The 23,651-nt window shown below is 54.2% G+C and carries 16 protein-coding genes, 2 tRNA genes and 1 other RNA gene; 5 read left to right on the top strand and 14 right to left on the bottom strand.

Going from position 1 to position 23,651, the window contains the following annotated elements:
• Positions 1–33: 33 nt before the first annotated feature.
• From dnaE to B088_RS01605, 8 genes are all read right to left on the bottom strand, one after another.
• Positions 34–3,675: a DNA polymerase III subunit alpha gene (gene dnaE, locus B088_RS01635; protein WP_026170425.1), complete on the bottom strand. Its 3,642-nt coding sequence runs from the start codon at positions 3,673–3,675 to the stop codon at positions 34–36.
• 18 nt (positions 3,676–3,693) lie between these two features.
• Entirely contained in the window at positions 3,694–5,733 is a 2,040-nt protein-coding gene (gene ligA, locus B088_RS01630; protein ID WP_018106666.1) for an NAD-dependent DNA ligase LigA, read from the bottom strand.
• A complete protein-coding gene (locus B088_RS01625) occupies positions 5,733–6,473 on the bottom strand; it encodes an SIMPL domain-containing protein (protein ID WP_018106665.1) in 741 nt (246 codons plus the stop codon). The genes ligA and B088_RS01625 overlap by 1 nt, the downstream gene beginning before the upstream one ends.
• A gap of 131 nt (positions 6,474–6,604) precedes the next feature.
• Entirely contained in the window at positions 6,605–8,044 is a 1,440-nt protein-coding gene (locus B088_RS01620; protein WP_018106664.1) for a YihY/virulence factor BrkB family protein, read from the bottom strand.
• Between the two features lie 58 nt (positions 8,045–8,102).
• An RNA gene (rnpB, locus tag B088_RS08230) (RNase P RNA component class A) lies at positions 8,103–8,458 on the bottom strand.
• A gap of 121 nt (positions 8,459–8,579) precedes the next feature.
• Complete coding sequence (locus B088_RS08540) at positions 8,580–8,924, bottom strand: SLC13 family permease (protein WP_018106663.1); 345 nt, start codon at positions 8,922–8,924, stop codon at positions 8,580–8,582.
• A 324-nt stretch (positions 8,925–9,248) separates the two neighbouring features.
• Positions 9,249–10,874, bottom strand: coding sequence for a chaperonin GroEL (gene groL, locus B088_RS01610; protein WP_018106662.1), 1,626 nt, complete (start codon positions 10,872–10,874; stop codon positions 9,249–9,251).
• Between the two features lie 45 nt (positions 10,875–10,919).
• Complete coding sequence (locus B088_RS01605) at positions 10,920–11,192, bottom strand: co-chaperone GroES (RefSeq protein WP_018106661.1); 273 nt, start codon at positions 11,190–11,192, stop codon at positions 10,920–10,922.
• Between the two features lie 398 nt (positions 11,193–11,590).
• On the opposite strand from B088_RS01605, the gene B088_RS01600 reads away from it, so the two are divergent.
• Complete coding sequence (locus tag B088_RS01600; protein WP_025081484.1) at positions 11,591–12,085, top strand: hypothetical protein; 495 nt, start codon at positions 11,591–11,593, stop codon at positions 12,083–12,085.
• Positions 12,086–12,315: 230 nt separating this feature from the next.
• Here the strand turns inward: B088_RS01600 and B088_RS01595 are convergent.
• Positions 12,316–12,387: transfer RNA gene (locus B088_RS01595), tRNA-Arg, on the bottom strand.
• A gap of 68 nt (positions 12,388–12,455) precedes the next feature.
• On the opposite strand from B088_RS01595, the gene mltG reads away from it, so the two are divergent.
• From mltG to tilS, 4 genes are all read left to right on the top strand, one after another.
• The gene (mltG, locus tag B088_RS01590; RefSeq protein WP_025081483.1) at positions 12,456–13,493 is read left to right on the top strand and encodes an endolytic transglycosylase MltG; all 1,038 of its coding nucleotides are present in this window, start codon (positions 12,456–12,458) and stop codon (positions 13,491–13,493) included.
• Between the two features lie 11 nt (positions 13,494–13,504).
• Entirely contained in the window at positions 13,505–14,617 is a 1,113-nt protein-coding gene (locus B088_RS01585) for a Nif3-like dinuclear metal center hexameric protein (RefSeq protein WP_018106658.1), read from the top strand.
• Positions 14,607–15,389 (top strand): zinc ribbon domain-containing protein, encoded by a 783-nt coding sequence (locus tag B088_RS01580; RefSeq protein ID WP_018106657.1) that lies wholly within the window; start codon positions 14,607–14,609, stop codon positions 15,387–15,389. The genes B088_RS01585 and B088_RS01580 overlap by 11 nt, the downstream gene beginning before the upstream one ends.
• A 75-nt stretch (positions 15,390–15,464) precedes the next feature.
• On the top strand, positions 15,465–16,709 hold the full coding sequence (gene tilS / locus B088_RS08225; protein ID WP_081605447.1) for a tRNA lysidine(34) synthetase TilS: 1,245 nt from the start codon (positions 15,465–15,467) through the stop codon (positions 16,707–16,709).
• Positions 16,710–16,762: 53 nt separating this feature from the next.
• Here the strand turns inward: tilS and B088_RS01570 are convergent.
• The 5 genes from B088_RS01570 to dnaG all read right to left on the bottom strand — a co-directional run bounded on the left by B088_RS01570 (position 16,763) and on the right by dnaG (position 23,379).
• Positions 16,763–16,835: transfer RNA gene (locus B088_RS01570), tRNA-Gly, on the bottom strand.
• Positions 16,836–17,293: 458 nt separating this feature from the next.
• Positions 17,294–18,706, bottom strand: coding sequence for a chromosomal replication initiator protein DnaA (dnaA, locus tag B088_RS01565; protein ID WP_018106655.1), 1,413 nt, complete (start codon positions 18,704–18,706; stop codon positions 17,294–17,296).
• A gap of 323 nt (positions 18,707–19,029) precedes the next feature.
• The gene (locus tag B088_RS01560) at positions 19,030–20,352 is read right to left on the bottom strand and encodes an ABC transporter permease (RefSeq protein WP_018106654.1); all 1,323 of its coding nucleotides are present in this window, start codon (positions 20,350–20,352) and stop codon (positions 19,030–19,032) included.
• Positions 20,345–21,328 carry an ABC transporter ATP-binding protein gene (locus tag B088_RS01555; protein WP_018106653.1) on the bottom strand — a complete coding sequence of 328 codons (984 nt, stop codon included), beginning with the start codon at positions 21,326–21,328 and terminating at the stop codon, positions 20,345–20,347. Before B088_RS01555 ends, B088_RS01560 begins: the two co-directional genes overlap by 8 nt.
• A gap of 17 nt (positions 21,329–21,345) precedes the next feature.
• A complete protein-coding gene (gene dnaG / locus B088_RS01550; RefSeq protein ID WP_018106652.1) occupies positions 21,346–23,379 on the bottom strand; it encodes a DNA primase in 2,034 nt (677 codons plus the stop codon).
• Positions 23,380–23,651: the final 272 nt, after the last annotated feature.

The raw sequence follows: 23,651 nt of genomic DNA, 5'->3' as shown, positions 1-23,651 counted from the left end.
ATTAATGATCTATCTATTATCGTGCCATTCCGGTCAGCTGAGCTGATACCTGACATCCTCGAAGGACTTCAGCGAGTCGATGAAGTCACTTGTGATAGTCAGCCGTCTGGTGTGATTGCACATCTTTAGCGTCACCTGCTTCTGACGGTCGGTGATATACAGATTGAGTGTGACACCGCCGGGCTTTAGCTCGCCGGCGCCACTCACTATGGTGTCGTACAGCTCCTCTGTGATGGCGTCCTCGGGGATAGCAATATCCAGTGTGGAGAAGGCAGTGTCCACCACCTGGTCCAGCAGCTGGATCGACTGTACCTCGCGGAAGGGGCGACCACCCTCCCACTTGGGAGGATTGACCTTTACGGTCACAAGGATATAAAGTCCCTCCTTACCGAAGTTACGGTAAGTGGTGAATTGGTCTCCGAAGAGGAATAGCCTTCCCTCTCCATCATAGTCCTGTATCGTCATGATCCCGTAGGGGTTGCCGCTCTTGGAGGTCCTCTCCGCATAGTCGGTCACTACACCGCCGAAGCGAAGTGCTCCCTTGCCGGCATAGTTGTCCAGTCCGTCGGTCACCTCGCTGCAGGGGATGTTGCAGAGTTCCCTCAGGACCAGAGCATACTTGTCGAGAGGGGAGGCGGTGATGTAGATCCCGAGCAGCGCCTTCTCCCTATTGAGCTTCTCGATGTCGCTCCAGGGCTGTGCGCGGTGGTCGGGTGCAGGGCGGGACATTTCCTGGAAGTTAGCGTCCCCGAAGAGAGACGTCTGACTGGACATCCGGGAGGCTCGGCTCTCGTCGCTATAACGGAGTAGCTTGTCGAGGAATGTCTCCTTCTTAGGCGTATCATCAGGATCGAGGAAATCCTCGCGGGTGAAAGTGCCAAAGGAGTCGAAGGCACCACTCAGCACCAGCGACTCGCACGTCTTCTTGGTCGCTACGCTTGCGGGGATACGCTTGAAGAAATCGTAGATGTCGGTGTAGGGACCATTTGCCTTCCGCTCGCTGACTATGTCCTGGGCAGCAGCGTTGCTAAATCCCTTGATCGCACCGAGACCGAAGCGGATGTCTCCATTCTTATTGGCGGCAAAGGCGCACTCGGACTCATTGACGTCCGGGCAGAGGACCTTGATCCCCATTTGCTGACAGGTACCTATGTACTTAGTGATCTTGGCAATGTCACTGAGGTTGATGCTCAGCACGCCAGCCATGTACTCGCTCGGGTAGTGCGCCTTGAGGTAAGCGGTCTGATAGGAGACCCAGGCGTAGCAGGCGGCATGGCTCTTATTGAACGCGTAGGAGGCAAATTTCTCCCACTCGGACCAGATGTGCTCCAGTGTATCGTCGGGGTAACCATTCGCCCGACCACCCTCGAGGTACTTCACCTTGAGTGCCTGCATCATCTTGATCTTCTTCTTCCCCATCGCCTTACGGAGGTTGTCCGACTGCCCGCGCGTAAAGTTGGCGATCTTGCGAGACAGGAGCATCACCTGCTCCTGATAGACGGTGATGCCATAGGTCTCTGCGAGATCCTCCTTCATCACCGGTAGCTCGTAGGTGATCTCCTCCTGACCGTGCTTACGGGCAATAAAGGAGGGGATGTTGTCCATCGGTCCCGGACGGTAAAGGGCTACCATGGCGATGAGATCCTCGAAGACGGATGGCTGCAGATCCTTGAGAGAGCGCTGCATACCGGGGGACTCAAACTGGAAGATCGCCATGGTGTCCCCGTCACTGAAGAGCTTGTAGGTCAGCTCATCGTCCAGGGGGATCTTATTGATGTCGATATCGACCTTATGATTGAGCTTGACGTTGTCGAGCGCAGCACGGATGATCGACAGCGTCTTCAGCCCGAGGAAGTCCATCTTGATCAGACCGGTGGACTCGATGACGCTACCGTCATATTGGGTGACCAGGATATCCTTATTCGTCAGACTATCCAGTGTGACCCATGAGGGCACGACGTCCGAGATCGGCATCTTGCTGATGATGATACCACAGGCATGGACACCGACGTTGCGCACCGTGCCCTCCAGCTGCATGGCGTACTTCAGCACCTCCTTCTGGAGAGATTCCGGGCCATACATGATATCGCTGAGCTCCGGGACATTCTGCACAGAGAGCGCGACAGAGGGATCTTTCTTGTCCCCTATGCGGTCGGGGATCATCTTGGCGAGCGCATTGGTCTCCGGTAGTGAGAGCTGGAGCACGCGACCCATGTCCTTGATCGAGCTCTTTGCCGCCATCGTGCCGTAGGTGACGATGTGGGCGACATGGTCAGCTCCATACTTATCGGTCACCCACTCAAGGATCTGCTGTCGTCCTTCGTTATCGAAGTCGACATCAATATCCGGGAGAGAGATGCGGTCGGGATTGAGGAACCGCTCAAAGAGGAGATTGTATCTCAGTGGATCAAGGTCGGTGATGGTGAGGGAGTAGGCGACGATCGAGCCTGCAGCAGAGCCTCGACCCGGACCGACGATGATCCCGAGCTTTCGTGCATTGACGATGTAGTCCTGCACGATCAGGAAGTAGCCGGGGAAGCCCATCGTCTTGATCACACCCAGCTCGTAGTCCAGCCGCTCCTTCACCTCGTCAGAGAGCTCCTCGCCATATCGCTTCCTTGCTCCCTCGTAGGAGAGATGCCTGAGGTAGTCGTCGGCATCGGCAAAGCCCTCAGGGATCGGGAAGTCCGGCATCAGCGGGTCGCTGTCAATGGAGTAGATCTCCACCTTGTCGAGGATCTCGGCGGTGTTGCTGAGTGCCTCCGGGACATCGGCGAAGATTTCATTCATCTCCTCGGTACTCTTGAGCCACTCTTGCTTGGTGTAAGTAAGCCTATTGGGGTCGTCAAAAGTCTTGCCCGTGCTGAGGCAGATAAGTCGCTCGTGCGCCTCGCCGTCTTCCTCGTTGGCGAAGTGAGAGTCATTCGTGGCGATCAGCTTCACGCCCTCCTCGGCAGCAAGCTGGATGAGCACCTTATTTACCTGCTGCTGCTTCTCGTAGGTCTCTCGATTGCCGCGTTCCTTGTCTGTCTTGTGCCGCTGCAGCTCTAAGTAATAGTCTTCTCCGAAGAGTCCCTTGAACCATCGGATAGCGCTCCGGGCTCCCTCAATGTCTCCATGAAGGATATGCTGCGGCACCTCTCCGCCAAGACAGGCGCTGGAGACGATCAGTCCCTCGTGGTACTTTTCGAGCAACCCCTTGTCGATCCTGGGCTTGTAGTAAAATCCGGTCGTGAAGGCCTCTGATGCCATCTTGATCAGGTTGTGGTACCCCTGCTTATTCTTTGCCAGTACGATGAGGTGGTAACCGCTGCGGTCCTCGACGGTGCTCTTATTCTCCCGACCATTCCGGGCACAGTAGCACTCGCAGCCGAAGATCGGCTTGAATATTTCCCTCCGCTTCTCCTCGATCTGTTGTCGGATATCCTCCTGAGTCGATGGATCTGACTCCTCAGACAGCTTTGCAGAGAGCTCCTTGATCTCCGTCTGGATCGGCTTATTGATCTTGTTGCAGTGATCATGCAGAGTCTTGATACCATACATCACGCCGTGGTCGGTCAGAGCCATGCCACGCTGACCGTGCTTCCGAGCCGCCTGTACTAGGTCCTCGACTGGAGATGCTCCGTCGAGGACAGAGAAGTAGGAGTGGACGTGGAGGTGTACGAAGGGTCTCAAGTCAGCCATTTTGCTCTCTTATCTTAGGTCTCTGTAGGTGTCAAAAAACTGCTCCTCGGTCATCATTTTTATACCAAGTTGCTCCGCCTTGGCGAGCTTAGCCGGTCCCATGTTTTCCCCATGGATGAGGAGCGAAGTCTTACCAGATATGCTGCTGCCGACCCGCGCTCCATGGCGGGCGAGTAACTCCTTAAGCTCGTCTCGTGAGATGGTGTGGAAGACGCCGCTGATCACGATCGTCTGTCCGGCGAAGGTCTTAGAGGTTGGGCCGCTCGGCTCTTCCTCAGTGATCTCAAAGTGAAGCCCGGCAGCCTTAAGATTAGCAACCAACTCCATGGATCGTGGCTCTTCTGCAAAGTCTCTCACGCTTCGGGCGATCATCGGACCCACCTCCGGGATGCTCTGGAGCTCCTCTTCGGATGCTTCCAGAAGTCGGTCGATTGACTTGGCATGGGTTGCCAGAGTCTCCGCCACCTTGCTCCCCACAAGGGGGATGCCGAGGGCGAAGAGTACCCGCTCGAAGGGCTTCTCCTTGCTCTCGTCGATGCTCTTCAGGAGGTTTTCCGCCTTCGCCTCCTTGAAGAGTGGCAGTCGGAGCAGATCCCTCTCAGTGAGTGTATAGAGCTGATCCACCGATCGTAGACCGAGGATGGTAGTGAGTGCGTGGATGCTGCTCGGACCGATAAAGATGTCCATTGCCTTCCGGCTGCAGAAGTGCTCGATCCGCCCCTCCACTTGAGCCGGACAGTCCAACCTATTGGGGCAAAAGAGTCCAGCCTCGCCCTCATGTCGTACGAGTGCAGAGCCACACGACGGACAGTTCTGTGGCATGGTCACTGGACCGCCCACGCGCTCGTCTCTCAAGTCCTTGCGCACAAGGGTAATCTTAGGGATGATCTCGCCCCCTTTCTCCACCGATACCAGATCCCTTTCGTGGAGATCTAGGTTACGGATGAAGTCTTCGTTATTGAGCGTCGCTCGGGAGACGGTGGTCCCGGAGAGCTCTACAGGCTCTAGATGAGCAACCGGCGTGACGATGCCGCTCCGCCCGGTCTGGAAGCGAACTTCCAGGAGTCGTGTGATCGCTTTTTCTGCATCAAACTTGTAGGCGATTGCCCACTTGGGGCTCTTCGCTGTCATGCCGATCAGCTCATGGAGAGAGTAGTCATTGACTTTCAGTACCACCCCATCCGTCGCCACCTCCAGCTCATGCCGGTGGAGGTCCCAGTAATCGAGATACTTGTCTACCTCCTCTACCGAGTGACTGAGTGCACTGTGCGTGCTTACTGGTAGCCCCATCTCCCGCATCCGCTCCAGTCGATCGGAGTGATACTCCGGCAGCCAATCCTCGTCATCGCTGAGGAGGTAGTAAAAGCGAGCCGTCGGACGGCGATGGCTCACCACAGCAGCGATATTATCTTTAGTCTTAATCGTGCCGGAGACTGCGTTGCGAGGGTTGGCAAAGGGAGGTTCGCCCGCCTCCTCCCGAGCCGCATTGAGTCGCTGAAACTCTCGCCACGGCAGCAGGATCTCTCCCCGCACCTCCACTCGATCCGGGAGATTATCGCCCTTGAGTCGGAGCGGAATCGCCCGGATCGCCCGGATCGCCTGCGTCACATCCTCGCCATATTGCCCATCACCGCGGGTGAGTGCTTGGTGGAGCAGTCCCTCCTCGTAAATTACGGAAATAGAGACACCGTCAAACTTCAGCTCCGCTACCAGTTCCGGGGTCTCGCCAACCGCTTCAGTGAGCCTGCGGTAGAAGTCCTCCACCTCGCCTATGCTGTAGGTATTGGCAAGGGAGAGCATTGGCACTCTGTGGGCGACAGCAGTGCCGGTAGTAACCCCACCGACGAATTCGCTCCCCACTCGCTGTGTAGGAGAGTAGGGGGAGATTAGCTCCGGATGGGCTTCCTCAAGAGACTCCAGCTCCTTCATCAGGAGATCGAAGTCCCTATCGCTGATGGTCGGAGCTGATAGGACGTAGTACCGATACTCGTGCTCCTCCAGCTCTTGTCTCAGCTGCTCTACCCGTCGGCGGGCTTCGTCGAGAGTCATTACTTCAGGAGAAAGGTCGATGAGACGGTGATACTTGCGGTCTTATCTATGTCTGAAGTATTAAGTGTGCCACCCCAGGAGTAGCTCTCATTGGCGTAGCGTCCCAGGATCTGGAAGACGCCCATCTGAGATTTCTGCAAGGCGCCGAGGCTGCCGTGGCTCGCTTTGGCGATTGATGCAGCGCGGTCTCGTGCATCAGCGGCTGCAGCATCGAGCATCTCCAGCTTCAGGTCCGCCATCTTGGTGTAGTAGTAGTTGGGCTCGCCCACCATTACGGTGACGTCAAGATTGATGAGCTCACCGACTGCCTTGGCGGTCTTGTCGATCTTGTCCACATCCTCTGAGGTGAGGACAATCGTCTGGCTCACATCGTAGCCGTCGTGCTCCTCGACGTAGCGGTCTTGATCCTTATTGTAGTAGCCATTGACCCGCTCATTGTACGATACACCGAGCGTCTCCATCTCCTCGTCGGTAAATTCGTGTGAGCGGAGGAAGTCAACCACGACGCCTCTCTGGCGCTCTACCTCGTCAAATCCCGCCTTAGGGGAGCTGCTATGATTAGTGATCGTGAGACTCCACGTGGCGAGGTTGCTCCGGAAGGACCGCTCAGCCCTGCCCTTTACGGTGATCGTGCGAGGTCCGTCGTTGCGGTGCCGCAGAGCTGAGCCACCGATCCATACCGAGAGGACGACAGCTACAGCGATGATCAGTGTACCGAGGATGTTTCTTTTGCTATTCATGGTGCTATGTGGTGATTGAGGTTTTATCTGTTGCATACAAAACTACGAAAAAAAGGACACCTAATGTGCCCTCTTTTCGACCTCTCTCGCTCCCTGAGAGGTAGGTGATAGAGAATGAGGAGAATAGCCTGTCAGAGGCTGATCACAGGCTGATCCATCTTGTCCGGATCCTCCGAGAAGCGAGCATCTCGCACAATGAGCCACTCCTTTGCGTAGGTATTGTAGAGGTCGATCCGGAAGTTCTCCGCCCCAAGCCGGTCCATGGCGGTGGTCACCTTACGCACAGTGATCGTGCTGACATCAAGGGCAGGTAGGTAAGTAGGACGTGAGGTCTGCTTCGGATTGGGCTGACGGATCAGCAGTCGGCAGAGCACCAGTTTGTCGAGCGTATCATTGACAACAATGATCGGCAGGTGACACTCCTTAGCCAGCTCCTCACCATTGTACACCTCCCCCTCGTGCTTGAAGGCGAGACAGATCTTCTTCATCAGCACCACGGCAATGAAGTCCCTGAAGCGTCTCGAGATATGCTCGCTCTCGGAGCGGAAATAATAGTACTCCACATTCTGGATCGAGTAGGCGAGCTGCGCACCGAAGAGTGCGATCACCCATGACATCTGGACAAATAGGAGGAGCAATGGTACTGCCGCAAAGCTTCCGTAGATCGCATTGTACTTACTTACCCACAGCTGTCCGGTAATGTAGATCATCTGGAAGAGCTGGAAGACCACACCGGACAGCGTCCCCGCCATCAACGCCGCTCCCGTGCGGACTCGGGTATTGGGCATAAGCTTATACAGTGCCGTAAAAATCAGAATCCAGATCAGGTAGAGACCGAAGCCGCTCAGGAAGGAAAAGAGCGGAGAGAGAGAGAGCTCGCCGAAGAGCTTGAAGCTCGAGAATGAGCGGATAAATACATTGAGACCGCTGGTCAAGGTGATCAGGAAAGGGAGGATTAGGAAGTAGGCCATAGATCCCAGGATCCGTCGGCTATAAGGACGGGGCTCCTTGATGTGCCACACCTCATTCATTACATCCTCGATATTGAGCATCAGTCGCACTACGGTGTAGAGCAAGGTACCCACTCCGATGATGATGAAGGTATTGCTGTGGACCACATTCATGTAGCTCTCGACGAAGTCAAAGGCCTGTGTCAGCTCTGTGTAGTGACCGGGGAAGTAATCGTACAGCTGTCGCTGGACCGAGCTCTGCATTCCGAAGCCTGCCGCAATACTGAGTACCACAGCCAGCATAGGAATGATCGCTAGGAGGGTGGTGTAGGTGAGGGCAGAGGCCTTGCGACCGAGGTTGCCGTCGGTGTACTCGCGTATCGTAATCACGATCACCTGTAGGACTCTCACCATCCACTTCTGCCCACCCCTGAGATCGTCCTCACGAAGACGCCAAATCTCGTCGGAGAAGAAGCGCTTTGCTTTCCTGCCCCGGCGTGTCACTCGAGAGAAGAAGCTCTTCCGTTGCTCTTTCTCCCTTCTGGACCGGATAGTCTGTAGGCGCTCCTCGTAGCTGGGGAGGTCGTTACTCTGCTGGATGTCCCTCTGGTCGTTGGGCATGTCTGATCGAGTCCGGTGTGATCGGTAATATATACAAAAAGAGAAGCAATCTATCCCCCTCGGGAGAGGGTGATAAGCCGGGTTCTGTCGAGATGGCAAAGCCATCCTCCCTGTCATTAATCTAGGAAGCCGGTCACCCGACTCCTCTATCGATCTACCCCCCGGCATCGGACGAGCAGCCCTCAGTCGCCGGTATACATGATTTTTCCCCTCACGTCTGCGTACGGCAGCCCTCGTCACCGACGGCTCGGTGAGCTCTTACCTCACCTTTTCACCCTTACCTGCATGCAGGCGGTTATTCTCTGTTACGCATGGAGCGCCTCGCGACGCCTTCCCGTTAGGAAGCGTGATGCTCTTTGTGGCCCGGACTTTCCTCTCGAGACCGAGGTCCCGAGCGACAGGGTCACCCTCTCATGATGAGGATAGGTTACTCCCTTATTTCATTAGCAAAGGTACCATTTTTACCTCTTCGTAGAGAGTGGTGTGGATAGGATCCCTATTGACCTGAGTGCAAGCGTGCTGACTGCACTGGTTCTCATAGCGGGTAGATCATGGGGATCAGCCATACCATTGCCACCAGGATGATCACCTGCAGTGGCAGACCGACTCTCACGTAGTCCATAAAGCTGTATCGACCGACGCTCATCACCATCGCATTGGGTGTGGTGGAGATGGGGCTCATGAAGCACATGCTCGCCGATACGGTCACTCCGATCATGACCACAACAGGATTGGAGAAGCCTGCCAGCCCCTTTTGAGGGGTGATGATCCCCATGAGTACCAGTGCCAGCATCGAGCAGAGGGCGACTACATCCGAGCGGATGCGCCCCCACATCAGCAGCCCTGCAGTAATTACCAGGACAACAAGGTCCTGTACCATCGTAAGTAGAGTGTTATGAGATGATGCCTTGTTATCGTTTTGTACAAATACAACTAAAAAGACGCTCCTGGGGTGCTGGTCCTCGGCTCCAAACTTATACCGATAATAGTGATCACTAATACCGGTATTAGCATTCACTATTACCGGTATTAGTTGCGACTAATATCGGTATTAGAATGACGCCACACTCTAAAGAGCGGCTCGGCTCTGATACGGCACTATAACTCACTTGCTGACAATATAAAAAAGGCTGCCAACCACTCGGGGTCGGCAGCCTTGTCTGACTAACCTGTGCTGAGCAAACTCTGGCTCAGCGAGGCAGGATTACATGCCCTGAGGCATGCCTGCGGCGGGATTCATGGCAGGCTCATCCTCCTTGATGTCGGTGATGACGCACTCAGTGGTGAGGAACATGCCTGCGATGGAGGCAGCATTCTCGAGAGCGACGCGGGATACCTTGGTCGGATCGATGACACCGGACTCACGGAGGTTCTCAAATCGATCCTCGCGTGCATTGTATCCATAGTCACCCTCCGACTCGCGGACCTTCTGCACCACTACAGCGCCCTCCTTGCCAGCATTGGCGACAATCTGACGAAGTGGCTCCTCGATGGCGCGGCAGATGATGTCGATACCGGTCTGCTCGTCGTCATTGGCACCCTTGAGACCCTCGAGAGCCTTCTGGGCACGGATGTAGGCGACACCACCGCCGGGGACAGTTCCCTCCTCGATCGCTGCCCGAGTGGCGCTCAAAGCGTCATCGACGCGGTCCTTCTTCTCCTTCATCTCCACCTCACTGGGGGCGCTGACGTAGAGGACTGCCACACCGCCGGCGAGCTTGGCGAGACGCTCCTGGAGCTTCTCACGATCATAGTCGGACGTGGTTGCCTCGATCTGATTGCGGAGCTGGCTGACGCGATTGGCGAGAGCATCCTTGTCGCCCTTGCCGCCCACGATGGTGGTGTGATCCTTGTCCACGCTGATCTTCTCGGCACTTCCGAGCATATCTGCAGTGGCGTTCTCGAGCTTGAGACCGACCTCCTCGCTCACTACGGTTGCCCCGGTGAGGATGGCGATGTCCTCGAGCATCTGCTTGCGGCGATCGCCGTAGCCGGGAGCCTTGACAGCGGCGATCTGTAGGATGCCGCGGAGCTTATTCACCACGAGTGTAGCAAGTGCCTCGCTCTCCACGTCCTCTGCGATGATCAGGAGAGGACGACCGCTCTGGGAGACCTTCTCGAGGATCGGGAGGATGTCCTTGATGTTGCTGATCTTCTTGTCGTAGATCAGGATGTAGGGGTTGTCAAACTCAGTCAGCATCTTGTCCGTGTCGGTCACGAAGTAGGGGGAGATGTAGCCCTTGTCGAATTGCATTCCCTCGACGACGTCTACGTAGGTCTCCATGCCCTTAGCCTCCTCGACAGTGATGACGCCCTCCTTCTTGACCTTACCGAAGGCCTCGGCGATCAGCTTGCCGATCTCCTCATCTCCATTGGCGGAGAGGGTGGCTACGTACTCGATCTTCTTTAGATCAGTGCCTACCTCGACGCTCTGCTTCTTCAGATCCTCGACGATGACCTTGACGGCCTTATCAATACCTCTCTTGATCTCCAGAGGGGCAGCGCCTGCGGCAACGTTCTTGAGTCCAACGCTGATGATGCTCTGAGCGAGGACGGTGGCGGTGGTGGTTCCGTCTCCGGCGTCGTCATTGGTCTTGGAGGCCACCTCCTTGACCAGCTGTGCACCCATGTTCTCATACGGATCCTCCAGCTCGATTTCCTTAGCTACGGAGACACCATCCTTGGTGATGTGGGGAGCGCCAAACTTGCGGTCCAGGATCACGTTGCGTCCCTTAGGTCCGAGAGTAGTCTTGACTGCATCGGAGAGCTTGTCGACACCATCCTTGAGGAGGGTCCTTGCCTCTGTGCTGTACTTGATTTGCTTAGCCATATATATGTTGTGATTTGATTCTTGTGATGTTTGTTATAGGGTAGTTTACTCAATGATGCCGAGCACATCGCTCTGGCGCATGATGAGGTACTTCGTGTCTCCGTCCTCGACCTCAGTACCTGCGTACTTGCCATAGAGGACGTTGTCTCCCTCCTTAAGCACCATTTTCTCATCCTTGGTACCCTCACCGACGGCGATGACCTTGCCGCGGACCGGCTTCTTCTCAGATGAGTCAGGGATGACGATGCCTGATGCAGTGGTCTTCTCTGCCTCTGCGGGCTGGATGAGGACTCTGTCTGCTAACGGTTTGATATTCATAATTGAGCTACTAAATATTGATTGAAATAGTCGTTACTTGCATTATTGACTTAGGGAAAAGTGTGCCAAGTCCGACCTGACAAGTCTACCGGTGACAAAATGGCGCTCCTTTGCTGCCTTCTCTGTCACGATTCATCCGAGGGACAATAGCCGAAGACGCATAGGACGGACAGGGTAGGTAGGGTGTCGCCAATCTCTCTCTGGGAGTGGGAAAGCCCTGAGTCTTAGAGGTGAGTATTTTGTCGCAAGGCATAAATCACGTACCTTTGCGCCGCTTAGTGCGATGGACAACAGCGGTTGTCCTCACAAAAAGGTTCCGAGACACGGACGCCTGATCGCAATGCCGGCCCGTGAGGGTATGTGGCGACTCAGGATATCTATTCACTAGACAATTTGATATGAGATTCAGAAATTTCGTACTTGGAGGGCTCGCTCTGATACTGACACTGTCGTGTCTGTCTGCCAGAGTGGCTCCCGTAGAGCCCGACTACGGACTCAATCCGGGAGAGCGCTTTCCAGGAAGAGAAATGGAGGGTTTCCATGACACACTCAGTGCCCTTGGACGTGGTCCTGAGACAGCACTCGTCGTGACCTGGCGGACGGATGATGGCCTCTCGAGAGCGATCAACGCGATGCTCTCGCACCGATCACTTACATGTGGAGTAACGGTCTACTCGATCTGTCTGGATGACAGCGATGACGATGCCCGACTCTTTGCTAAGGCAGATAATGTGGCCATGGGGACACGGATCCTGGCAGCCTCACAGCTTAGCCGAGGTATGAGACAGCAACTTATGCGGCGCGGTCCGCAGGTTTTTAAGCTCTCTTCCGGACTGGTGAGTGAGGTCTATAGCCTGGACCGCATCTGGCTGGATGGGGTGTCAGTGGTGTGACTCCCTTTATCTCGCTGCCGGATGAGCAGTTTCTCCCTCCATGTCAGCAGATAGGGTGACGGCAACGTCTGCCCGGTCGCTGGACTCATGTTTTTGAGCAATCAATTTATTTGTATTTAATAGAGACCACCTTCAGGAGTACTGAACTCCTGAGGGTGGTCTTTCTTCTGCTTCTACAAAATAAAAAGCAGGTGCGCCTGTCGCTGAGACGGTACACCTGCTGGCTGGAGTGACCCCGGGGAGAATCGAACTCCCATTTAAAGTTTAGGAAACTTCCGTTCTATCCGTTGAACTACAGGGCCTATTTTGAGTATCTTTGCCCGCAAAGGTACGATAAAAAGGGGTATTCCCTATAGCATTCCTCACAGAAATGAATTTCAGCAAGGTGTTCAAGCGACCATGGACTTGGGCTATAGCTTTGGTGGTCTGTCTCTTAGTCGCTGCGCTATGGACCGGCTACCGAGTGACAAAGATGCCATCCTACAATTGTGGAGGCTCGGCTCCGGTCAGTATCTATATCTATCCTGGCGACGACTGGAGTGCGGTCTCTGGCAGGATCCCGGAGGGAGTCTCTGTCAGAAATGGCAGAGACCTGTCGACGGTGGGCCTTCTGGGCGGTGAGCCCCGTGCCGGTCATTATCTGATTAGACCTGACGAGACAACTCTGGGACTCTATCGCCAACTGTCCCGAGGACTTCAGGCACCGGTTAGGATTACCTTTACCACGACCCGAGACGTGGGGCAGCTGTGGAGACGTCTGTCGGATCAGCTCCTCTGCGATAGCGCGGCGATAGCTGAGGCGATGACTGATCGGACCTTACTTGATAGCCTGGGAGTGGAGGACTCTACTCTTGCCTATTACTTGATCCCCGATACGTATGAGGTCTACTGGACTGAGTCCGCAAGGGCGATCACAGCGAGATTGGCGAGAGAGAGTAAGACCTTCTGGAACGAGAAGCGCCGCTCACAGGCTGCAGAGCTTGGTATGACACCCCGGGAGGTGATCACACTGGCATCCATTATCAATGAGGAGAGCGCCAAGAGTGACGAGTATAGGACCATAGCCGGGCTCTATCTCAATCGGCTTCATCGTGGGATGGCACTGCAGTCTGACCCCACTGTCCTCTTCGCCCTAGGAGATCGGTCGATAAGGCGGGTCATGCATAAGCATCTGGAGGTCGACTCTCCCTATAATACCTACCTCCATCTCGGACTCCCGCCCGGCCCCATACGGATCCCGTCCGCATCCGCCATCGATGCGGTACTCTCCGCCGAGCAGCATGACTACATATATATGTGTGCTAAGGAGGACTTCAGCGGTCGTCATAACTTCGCTGCCTCTTACTCGGAGCATATGCGTAATGCAAGGGCCTACGCCTCAGCACTAAATGAGCGTAATATTCATTGAGTGATTTACATATGAAAATATCAGAGCTTATCTCTTTCCTCGAGACGCAAGTCCCGGTCTCTCTGCAGGAGTCGTACGACAACTCCGGTCTGCAGCTGGGTAATACGGACCAGGAGTGTAGGGGTGTACTTCTGGCAATTGATATCACTGAGGCGGTGCTTCAGGAGGCTGTCGACTTAGGCTGCAATGCGATATTTACGCACCATCCGCTGCTATTCCACAGCTTAAGACGGATCACCTCTGAGACCTACATTGAGAGATGCGTGGCCTTTGCGCTAAAGCACGATCTGGTCATCTACAGCGCACACACCAGTCTGGATAATAGTTCTTTGGGTCCTAACTTTTACTGGGCGAGGATGATGGGCCTGCGGAATGTACAGGTCCTCGAACCAAAGTCAGACTATTACTTTAAGGTGGTCACATATGCCCCTCTTCAGGATGCAGATGCGATCAGAACAGCTCTGGCAGATGCCGGAGCAGGTATGCAGGGGGAGTATAGTGGATGCAGCTTCTCGGTCGATGGAGAGGGACGATTTACGCCGTCATCAGACGCTCATCCTCACTGCGGCGCACCGGGTGAGGCTCATGTAGAGCCGGAGACCTGCATTGCGGTATTGGTCGACAGGGGGAGGCTGAGCACGGTCCTGTCTGCGCTACGGAGTGCTCATCCCTACGAGGAGCCTGCTATCGACGTCCTCCCGATTAGTTATCAGTCTCCCGAGGTGGGAGGCGGAGTGATCGGTGACTTACCCCGTCCGATGACGCTTAAGGAGATTGTGGACAGTATGTCTGCCTTCCAGCCTGTCGAGAGGGTCTGTCACAGTCGCTACGACGGACATAAGGTCAGTAGGGTGGCCTTCTGCAGCGGATCCGGTGCCTCCCTCTATAAGCGAGCAGGGAGGAGGGGTGCGGAGCTATTCATCACTGGTGAGGCGAAGTACAACGACTTTTACGACGCTACTGACTACACGGTACTGGCAACTTACGGACACTATGAGTCCGAGCTGATGACTCAGAATATCTTAGGGGATATCTTATCAGAGAAAATGGGTACATTTGCACTCCACTACTCTGTAAATAGTGCAAATCCGGTAAATTATCTCGAGAGAAGTAATGGCAAGTAATAAATCTATAGATCAAGAGGAGCTCTCCGTGCAGGAGAAGCTCAAGGCTCTGTATAAGCTTCAGCTGGTCACCAGTGAGATCGATCGTATACGTATCATCCGCGGCGAGCTGCCGGAGGAGGTGCGTGACCTGGAGGATGAGATCGAGGGACGCCACACTCGGTATCAGAAGGACCAGGAAGAGATCGAGGAGCTTAATCGCCTGATCGGCGAGTACAAGGAGAGCACGATCAACTCTAATGAGCTGATCAAGAAGTACAATGAGCAACTCCATAATATCAGCAACAATAGAGAGTATGACCTCTTAGTGAAGGAGATAGAGTATCAGGAGCTGGAGATACAGGGCTTTGAGAAGGATACTCGTCTCGCTAAGGAGCGTATTGCTCGACTGGAGGAGGCCATGGAGGAGCTGAGTCACGAGACTGAGGAGAGAGAAAAAGACCTTGAGGTCAAGAAGACAGAGCTCGACACCATTATCTCTGAGACAAAGGATCAGGAGGATAGACTGCACGATCAGACTAAGGAGCTCGAGACCAAGATCGATGAGCGCCTGCTGAGAGCTTTCCACAGGACACGTGACTCGTACCGAAATGGTCTCGCTGTCGTGACGATCGATCGTGGCGCCTGCAAGGGATGCTTCAATAAGATCCCCCCTCAGAGGATCATTGACATCCAGTCTCGTAAGAAGATCACCGCATGTGAGTATTGCGGACGTGTCCTGGTCGATCCCGAGCTTGCAGAGGAGTCTGCACGTGAGGTCGATCTCCAGTGATAGAAGAGAGTAACTATCGACGACATAGGAGTGCCTCAGAGCTAATGTGCCCTGAGGCACTCTTTGCTATCATTTATGTCACTAACTCTATCCGACCATACGATGACTGAGGGCTCGACGATCATTGTCGGGCTCAGTGGAGGGGCGGACTCAGTCTGTCTCATGGACTTGCTCTACAGGTCCGGCTACGAGGTCATCGCTGCGCATGTCAATTTTCATCTCCGGGGAGACGAGAGCGACAGGGACGAGACCTTTGTGCGCCGGATCTGCTGTGACCGCTATCCCGATGCTCGGCTCGTCGTTCGATCTTTCGACACCATTGGATACGCGCGGGAGCAAGGCCTGTCTGTAGAGATGGCGGCTCGAGTACTGAGGTACGACTGGTTTGCTGAGCTTATGGTCGAGTACGAGGCTGCAGCTATTGCGGTAGCTCACCATGCCGGTGATCAGGTGGAGACACTTCTCCTCAATCTCGCCAGGGGTACCGGCGGAAGAGGCCTCTGTGGCATGCGATCCTACGACGAGCGAACCTCCGTCTGGCGTCCTCTCCTATCTGTCACACGTGATGAGATACTGCACTATCTCTCTGATCAGAAATTGCCCCATGTGGAGGACTCCACCAATGAGGATCCCTCCATTACTCGAAATCTCATTCGCCATAAGCTGATACCGCTGTTTCGGGAGATAAATCCCTCCTTCACCTCCAGCACGATCAATACCATGTCCCATCTCCGTGAGGAGCAGGACTACCTGGATCGGCAAGTGGCACAAGCTAAGGTGGCACTCTGGGATAATGACTGTGGATGCCTATGTCTGGACGGAGATCCCTTTGCACTCTATCGGATAATGAGTGAGATGGATCTTACGGCGACCCAGATCGATGATATCCTCTCTCCGTCTACTGAGGGTGGGGCTCTATTTAAGACTGCGGCAGGTACCCAATATGAGCTCTTTAGGAAAAAGCTCTATCGGATAGCCCTCCCCACTGTCTTCGCTCAGCCGGCAGATACCGAAATGGTCTGGTCGCAGCTGCTCACCATCTCGCTTCTCCAGTCGCCCTGTGAGGGGGCATATATTCGAGCGGCTCGCTCATCTGACACCTTCGTGCTCCACGGGATGAGTAGGGGGCATAAGTCGGTCTTTCAGTTTCTCAAGGAGTGTGGGATCCCCTCTTCCTATCGTCCGCTCTGCCCGGTGCTGGTTGATCGATCCGATCGGGTGCAGCTGGTGCTATGTCGGCACAGAGGTACCCAACCCTTCCGGCTTACCCCTGTAGCCGGTGCCGGGTACCTGGCTCACCTGCTGTGTCGAGGGGTCTGAGGAGGACAAGAAAAGAGGAGGGTAAGATATGCTCTTACTCTCCTCAAAACCTGAGCGGAAAACGAGGCTCGAACTCGCGACCTCAACCTTGGCAAGGTTGCGCTCTACCAACTGAGCTATTTCCGCATTTTACAATCCCCTCTTAGGTTCATTGCTCTGCAAAGGTAGGACAATTATGTGATATCTGCAAGGGCTTCCCGCTGGTTTAGCAGGTAAACCGCGTGAGAAACTTACCTATTGGGTCATCGGCTCCTCAGTTTTACGCACCGGATGTGTGGTCTCAAGTACAAGGCAATGGTTGTCTGTAGTGTACGCGCAGCTTGAGACTTCACTCCACACCTCTGCCCGGATCAATAAGCGAAGCGCTCAAACTAATATCGGTCTCAGTCAAACCTATTACCGGTAATAGACAAAACTAATATCGGTATTAGTCGAGACTAATACCGGTATTAGAAGTGGTAGATTCTGACCTGCTGATAATCAATTAAGTGTGGATTGCCTCTTGCGACTGTAAGGTCAGACCACTGCTGCGATTGACTACCGGTGCTTTTTGGACTACTTAATTAGCGCCCTTCCAATGGAACTCAGAAGCCAAGCATCGCGGCGAGCTCCTTAACATCCTTAGCTACCTTTTGATCACTCTGCATCAGGTCGCGAATGGTATTGTAGCCGTAGATCACGGTGGAGTGGTGCCTATTGCCTAAGGTCTGACCAATCACCTTAAGTGGAGTGTCGGTGTACTCCTTGCAGAGGTACATCACGGTCTGCCTGGCAAGTGCGATTACTCGCTTACGTCGCTTGCTCTCGATGTCCTCCTGAGAGACTCCATAGAATTGGCAGGTGGTGTCGATAATCTCGCTGAGGTCTGCCTTATGCTCCTGAATGCCCACTGTCTGGGACATGACGCGATGGGCTAAGTGAATGTCCAGAGGCACATCATTGTAGAGCGAGTAGGCCATTAGTGACGTCAGGGATCCCTCGATGTCTCTCACGTTGTCCTTGGCATGCTCCACGATGAAGTCAAAGACGTCATTGGATAGAGTGACACTGGCTTCCTTGACCTTAGACTGCAGGATCATCCTTCTCAGTCGTACGTCTGGACGCTCGATCTCCACAGTAAGACCCCACTTCAGTCGGGTGTAGAGTCGGTCCTCGAAACCCTTCAGCTCCACAGGTGCACGATCGCAGGTGATGATGATCTGCTTGCCGAGAAGCTTCAGGTTATTGAAGATCTGAAAGAAGGCATTCTGCGTACTTGTGGCACTGGCTATCTCCTGGATATCGTCCATCAGCAGCACGTCGATATTGTGGTAGTAGTCGAAGAAGAGCTCCGGCTGCTTTGCCTTTATCGTTGCATAGACATACTGACGCATGAAAGTCTGGGCAGGTATGTAGATCACTCTCATGGAGGGATTGTCGGCTACCAGCTGATTACCGATGGCGTGCATGATGTGCGTCTTGCCCACCCCGGATGCACCGTGGATGAAGAGAGGGTTGAATGCATTATTCCCCGGCTTCTTGATGATCGACCGTGCGGCAGTGTAGGCGAGCCTATTGCAGATACTCTCGTAGAAGTTGTCAAACTTCATCCTGTTATCCAGGTGCGTCCGGAAGGGCGCACTCTGAGCCTCGGGAGCGGACTGAGACAGATCGGTAGATGGCTCGATGTCTTGGATCGTAGTGATGTCTGTCCCTCTTAAGCTCTGTCGAGGCATACTCTCCAGTGTCCGACGAAGGGTCTCGTCAGGGATCTGATAGTTGAGCTTCACATTGTCCCCAAAGGCGATCCCGAGGGACTCCTTGAGCACCTCCAGGTACTGAGACTCGATCCGCGAGTAGTAGTCACGAGAGGGTACACGTACCGTCAGCACCCCGTCCTCCCACTTGATCGGCTTGATGGGCTCAAACCACATATGGTAGTCCTGAGGTGAGTGAAGACTGGTCCTGACGTTGCTTAGGAAGTTATCCCAAGCATTGATAAGTGTACTGCTAATCATAATGCTCTAAAATTTCTCCGACCTTGATGCAACTCTGTCCGGGGAGATCAGATAGATCCGGGGCTAAAATAAGGACTCCTCCCATTGGAACCAATGGAGAGAAGGCCTTATCTGGATGCCTTGCAGTGCAAAGGTTATGAAACCTATCGAAACAAAAAAAGTCCGATTCTCTTGCTTTTTCCGATCCCTGTAGGTCTCAACCCCTTAGGCGTAGTGCTCTATACTGTAGGGTGTTACATTCCCATTACATCGGTAAGGGTTTGGTTGTTAGCTACCTAAAGATCTAAACAATAAATAGTTAATGCAGGTTAACGAGCAAGGGGTCACTCGTACTTGATCCAGCGCCAGAGCTCTTTCATACTCGGCTTTTTGCCGTACATCAGCATACCGACGCGGAAGATCTTGGCTGCAAACCAGACGAAGAAGCAGGTGAAGGCAATCATGATAAACATCGACAGCCAGACCTGCCAGGCGGGAGGATTGAAGGGTAGTCTCACCATCATGACATTGGGTGCCATGAAGGGGATGAAGGAGGTGACAAGGGAGATATTGGTATTGGGATTCTCTGCCGAGTAGAAGCCGAAGATGAATCCAAAAAGCAGCAGGATGGTGATCGGCAGAGTGATCTGATTGACTCCCTCCTCGGCGTCTGTAACCGCGCCGGAAGCTGCGTAAAGTGCGGCGAAAGAGACGTAGGAGGTGATGAAGTAACAGAGGAAGCAGAGGATGATCTGTCCGTAATTGATATTCGCCAGTGCCTCCAGGCTGCCTGCCAGCTCAGCATCGTAGCCTCCCTCCTGTGCTGCCATCACAGCGTCCTTGAATTGGTTCATATCAAAGGTCACCGAGCTCAGCAGTAGTGACTGCAGTGCCACGAAGACGATGACGAAGAAGAGTCCCCACATCAGCAGCTGAGTGATTCCGACGAGACCGATGCCCACGATCTTTGCCCAGAGTAGGGTGGTGGGCTTGACGCTCGTGGCGAGGATCTCCATGATCCTATTCTTCTTCTCCACTCGCACACTCTCCATCACCATCGATCCATACATGATGACGAAGAAGTAGAGGGCAAAATTGAATATCTGCCCCGTGATCATTCCCACCGTAGCTGAGGCTGCTACCTCCTCCCCGTCAGAACTCCACTGTACGGTGGAGATATCCACTGACACCTTGGAGTCAGCGATGATCTTGTCCAGCTCCGGGATCTCGTAGGATGCGATCTTCTCCTGCTGCAGCTCCTTTGAGAGTGTCTCGGAGAGGTTTTTTTCCAGCGCCGGAGGGATCGTAGCGGTGGAGTAGATCGTTATGGCTCGTGGGTCCTTGAGGAGATCCTTTGTGATGACCACGACTGCGTAGAGGCTGTCAGAGGAGAGCGCTTCACTCTTGTACTCCGATATGTTGTTTGCGCCATTCATAAAGTGGAAGCCCTCTGCCTCTCCTGCCTTGATGGCATCGTAGTACTTGCCGGTCTGGTCCACGATGATCACCTCCTTGTCACTGGTATCCTTCGCAAAGACTCCGAGCAGAGCCGGCACAGCTCCCAGGAGTATCATCAGGACGGGGGTGAGGAAGGTCATGATGATGAATGACTTCTTCCCTACGATGGTCATATACTCCTTTCGGAGTACGATGAGGAAATTATTCATGGCTCTCTTCGATCTCTCTTTGCTTATCCGTAATACTCTGTAGCTCTGTCGGGGCACCGCTCTTCTTGACTACATCGATGAATATATCATTCATACTCGGGATGATCTCCTCGTAGCTCACCACCTCCCCGATGGGTCCAAAGGCCGCCAGCAGCTCGCGTGAACTCATTCCCGGGGTATTCTCGATCACCAGAGTGTGCTGACCGTACAGGTTGGTCTCATCGGTGCGGAAGACAAATTTCTCCCTCACTGCCTCCGGGAGCTCTATCTCAGAGTCGTAGACGATCCGGTAGAGATTACCTCTATAGTCGTTACGCACCTCGTGGATGTCCCCATCGAGGACCACGTGAGAGTGGTTGATGAGCGTGATGTTGTCGCACAGCTCCTCCACGCTGTACATGTCGTGGGTGGAGAAGATGATCGAGTGTCCCTCATCTCTCAAGCGAAGCATCTCTCGCTTCAGGATCTCCGCATTGATCGGGTCGAAGCCGCTAAAGGGCTCGTCGAAGATCAGCAGATCCGGCTGGTGGATAATGGTGCAGACGAATTGGACCTTCTGAGCCATTCCTTTGCTCAGTTCTCCCACCTTCTTGTCCCACCAGTCGATGATGTCCAGTCGCTCGAACCACATGCGCAGTCTCTTCTCAGCCTCCTTGCGCTCCAGCCCCTTGAGCTGAGCAAAGTAGAGAGCCTGCTTGCCAACCTTCATCTTAGGGTAAAGACCTCGCTCCTCAGGGAGGTAGCCGATGTGCTTCAGGTCCTTGCTGGTGAAGGGATGTCCTGCAAAGGTGATCTCCCCCTCGTCCGGCACGGTCAGGCGGGTCAAGACGCGGATGAGGGTAGTCTTCCCGGCACCATTGGGTCCAAGAAGACCATGGATCTTACCACGCTCAACTCTCAGACTGGCGTGATCCAGAGCTCGATGTGCGGAGAAATCCTTGACGATGTCTCTCGCCTCAAGTAAGTAGTTTTCCATCTATATATGCGTTATTTCTAATGTTGTCTTGGCTGAAGCTTAAGGGTCGGTGTGAGGATGCGATCCCCCAGCATTCGACTCATATCTACCTTCATCTGGTTTAGGTTCGCCAGCTCGGCGAGTAATTCTCTTGACCGCTCATCCAGAGCTTCGTCACCCTCCTGATGATCCATCGGTATGGTCTGCAGTTGCTGCAGCAGGTCCGAGATCTGCCTGAGGACAAAGTCGTACTTGTAGCTCAGGATTGTCCTCATGACCCGACTGACCACCTCTATCGGTGTGGAGGCCTCGCTGATGTAGACAGAGTGCATCTCGCTCAGCTCCTCCTCATTCATCAGCAGATCTGCCACCGTGTGCAGGATCACCGGATCCTCGTGCCAGGAGAGGTACTTGGCAATGTCTGGATTGGGTTCCTCCTCATAGAGGCGCTCCACCTCATCGAGTATGGTGCAGAAGTGTGTGGTCAGGGTACCATTCTCCCTCAGGTCCCTCGTCTCCTTCTGCACTACCTGGATCAGGCTACAGCCATGCCTTCCCGGCTCTATCTCGTAGTCGGGTATCTCCATGAGTCCGTTCTTCATGATTTCGCCCAGCAGCGTGATCTCGAAAGGATTGAGTCTTTCGTCAGGCTGGCTGGTCTGCTCCTTAGGTACCGTTGGGTTGGGAGTAGTCGCCTCTTCCTCTCGCTTCTGTTGCTCCTGGCGGCGCTGTGTGTTTTGCCACTCCCGTCGGATGGTATTCCTCTGTTGCTGCTGCAGCTTCTGGATCCGCTCCAGCAGGTGCTCCGGCTCGACACCCAGTCGGGGAGCCATATCCTTGACGTAGATATCCAGGATCAGCTTATCCTGGATGTGCGCCATCGACTCCGCTATGACCGCCACGGTATCTGCTATGCCCTGAGGTGTATCAGTCCCGTTTTGCTCAGAGAGGATCCGGGCATTGAAGCGTAGGCTATCCTCCTCATGCTCGCTGATGTACTGCTCGATCTCCTCTGCAGTGTGGCCCTTGGCAAAGGAGTCGGGATCCTCGCCCTCCGGCAGCAGCACTGTATGGAGACTCATCCCGCGCTCCAGCCCTACGTCCAGTCCCCTCATGGCCGCCTTGATGCCGGCGGCATCGGAATCGAAGATAAAGGTGAGATTAGACGTAAAGCGCTTGATCTTCTGCACCTGCTGCGTCGTGAGGGCGGTCCCTGAGCTGGCCACCACATTGGTAATCCCTCGCTGATGCATGGACAGCACATCCATATATCCCTCCACCACGATGCACTTGTCCTTCTTTGCGATCGCTTGCTTAGCGAAGTAGAGTCCGTAGAGCTCCCGGCTCTTATCGTAGATCGAGGAAGCGGGCGAATTGATGTACTTCCCCGTATTCTCCTTCTTGACTAAGATCCTGCCTCCGAAGCCTACGATCGAACCGCTGATCGAGTGAATGGGGTAGATGACGCGGTCCCGGTATCGGTCGATATATTGCCCGTCATCGGTCCGGAAGAGGAGCCCAACCTGCTCGAGGGCATCGGCGGAGACGCCCTTCTCCTTTGCTAATGAGTAGAGGAAGTGACGATCCCTCGGCGAGTATCCGAGCTCAAATCGCTTGATCGTCTCATCGCTTAGGTCGCGGTCGCGAAAGTACTTCAGACCGATGAGGCGCCCCTCGTTGCCGTTATGCAGTTCGTTGGTGAATGCGTCTCTCGCAAATGCATTGGCAGACAGAAGCTTGTCTCGCTCTGTGCGCGCCTCCTGCTCCTCGGCCGAGAGCTGCGTCTCTACGACCGGTATACCATACTTCTTTCCGAGGTACTTGATGGCGTCGGGGAAGGTGAGGTGCAGGTATTTCTCTAAGAATGAGACCGGCGTACCTCCCACGCCACAGGCGAAGCACTTGCAGATGTTCTTAGTTGTGGAGACATTGAATGATGGTCTCGAGTCGTCATGGAAAGGACACAAGCCGATGTAATCCTTGCCATGCTTCTTCAGTGCCACGAAGTCTCCCACCACGTCGACGATGTCGGCGCGCTCCATGATGCGGTCAATGGTATTACGGTCTATCATACGGAAATCTCGGGCGTAAAGTTACACATTTACTGACATCCATATCCATTCATATGCCTTACCTTTTGACCAATCGCATCAGGACCAAATGATGATTGACCTAGACTAATACCGGTATTAGTGATCACTATAGTCGGTATTAGTCAACACTAATACCGACTATAGTGAAGTCTTTTATCGGTATTAGATGTGACGATTCGCAATATGCTGAGAGCCAGCGATCTGATTTTTGTTCATTCTTTGTATTGAGTTGTGAGGTTTTCTGTGCTGCT

Source organism: Porphyromonas bennonis DSM 23058 = JCM 16335 (genome assembly GCF_000375645.1).
Classification (GTDB): domain Bacteria; phylum Bacteroidota; class Bacteroidia; order Bacteroidales; family Porphyromonadaceae; genus Porphyromonas_A; species Porphyromonas_A bennonis.
The sequence above is the reverse complement of the archived record's forward strand: the minus strand, read 5'-3'. Positions and strand labels throughout refer to the sequence as shown.

Coding starts and splice junctions, on each gene's coding strand:
- ligA (WP_018106666.1), bottom strand. CDS start 5,733: ATGACTCTCGACGAAGCCCGCCGACGGGTAGAGCAGCTGAGACAAGAG.
- B088_RS01625 (WP_018106665.1), bottom strand. CDS start 6,473: ATGAATAGCAAAAGAAACATCCTCGGTACACTGATCATCGCTGTAGCT.
- B088_RS01620 (WP_018106664.1), bottom strand. CDS start 8,044: ATGCCCAACGACCAGAGGGACATCCAGCAGAGTAACGACCTCCCCAGC.
- B088_RS08540 (WP_018106663.1), bottom strand. CDS start 8,924: ATGGTACAGGACCTTGTTGTCCTGGTAATTACTGCAGGGCTGCTGATG.
- groL (WP_018106662.1), bottom strand. CDS start 10,874: ATGGCTAAGCAAATCAAGTACAGCACAGAGGCAAGGACCCTCCTCAAG.
- B088_RS01605 (WP_018106661.1), bottom strand. CDS start 11,192: ATGAATATCAAACCGTTAGCAGACAGAGTCCTCATCCAGCCCGCAGAG.
- B088_RS01600 (WP_025081484.1), top strand. CDS start 11,591: ATGAGATTCAGAAATTTCGTACTTGGAGGGCTCGCTCTGATACTGACA.
- mltG (WP_025081483.1), top strand. CDS start 12,456: ATGAATTTCAGCAAGGTGTTCAAGCGACCATGGACTTGGGCTATAGCT.
- B088_RS01585 (WP_018106658.1), top strand. CDS start 13,505: ATGAAAATATCAGAGCTTATCTCTTTCCTCGAGACGCAAGTCCCGGTC.
- B088_RS01580 (WP_018106657.1), top strand. CDS start 14,607: ATGGCAAGTAATAAATCTATAGATCAAGAGGAGCTCTCCGTGCAGGAG.
- tilS (WP_081605447.1), top strand. CDS start 15,465: ATGTCACTAACTCTATCCGACCATACGATGACTGAGGGCTCGACGATC.
- dnaA (WP_018106655.1), bottom strand. CDS start 18,706: ATGATTAGCAGTACACTTATCAATGCTTGGGATAACTTCCTAAGCAAC.
- B088_RS01560 (WP_018106654.1), bottom strand. CDS start 20,352: ATGAATAATTTCCTCATCGTACTCCGAAAGGAGTATATGACCATCGTA.
- B088_RS01555 (WP_018106653.1), bottom strand. CDS start 21,328: ATGGAAAACTACTTACTTGAGGCGAGAGACATCGTCAAGGATTTCTCC.
- dnaG (WP_018106652.1), bottom strand. CDS start 23,379: ATGATAGACCGTAATACCATTGACCGCATCATGGAGCGCGCCGACATC.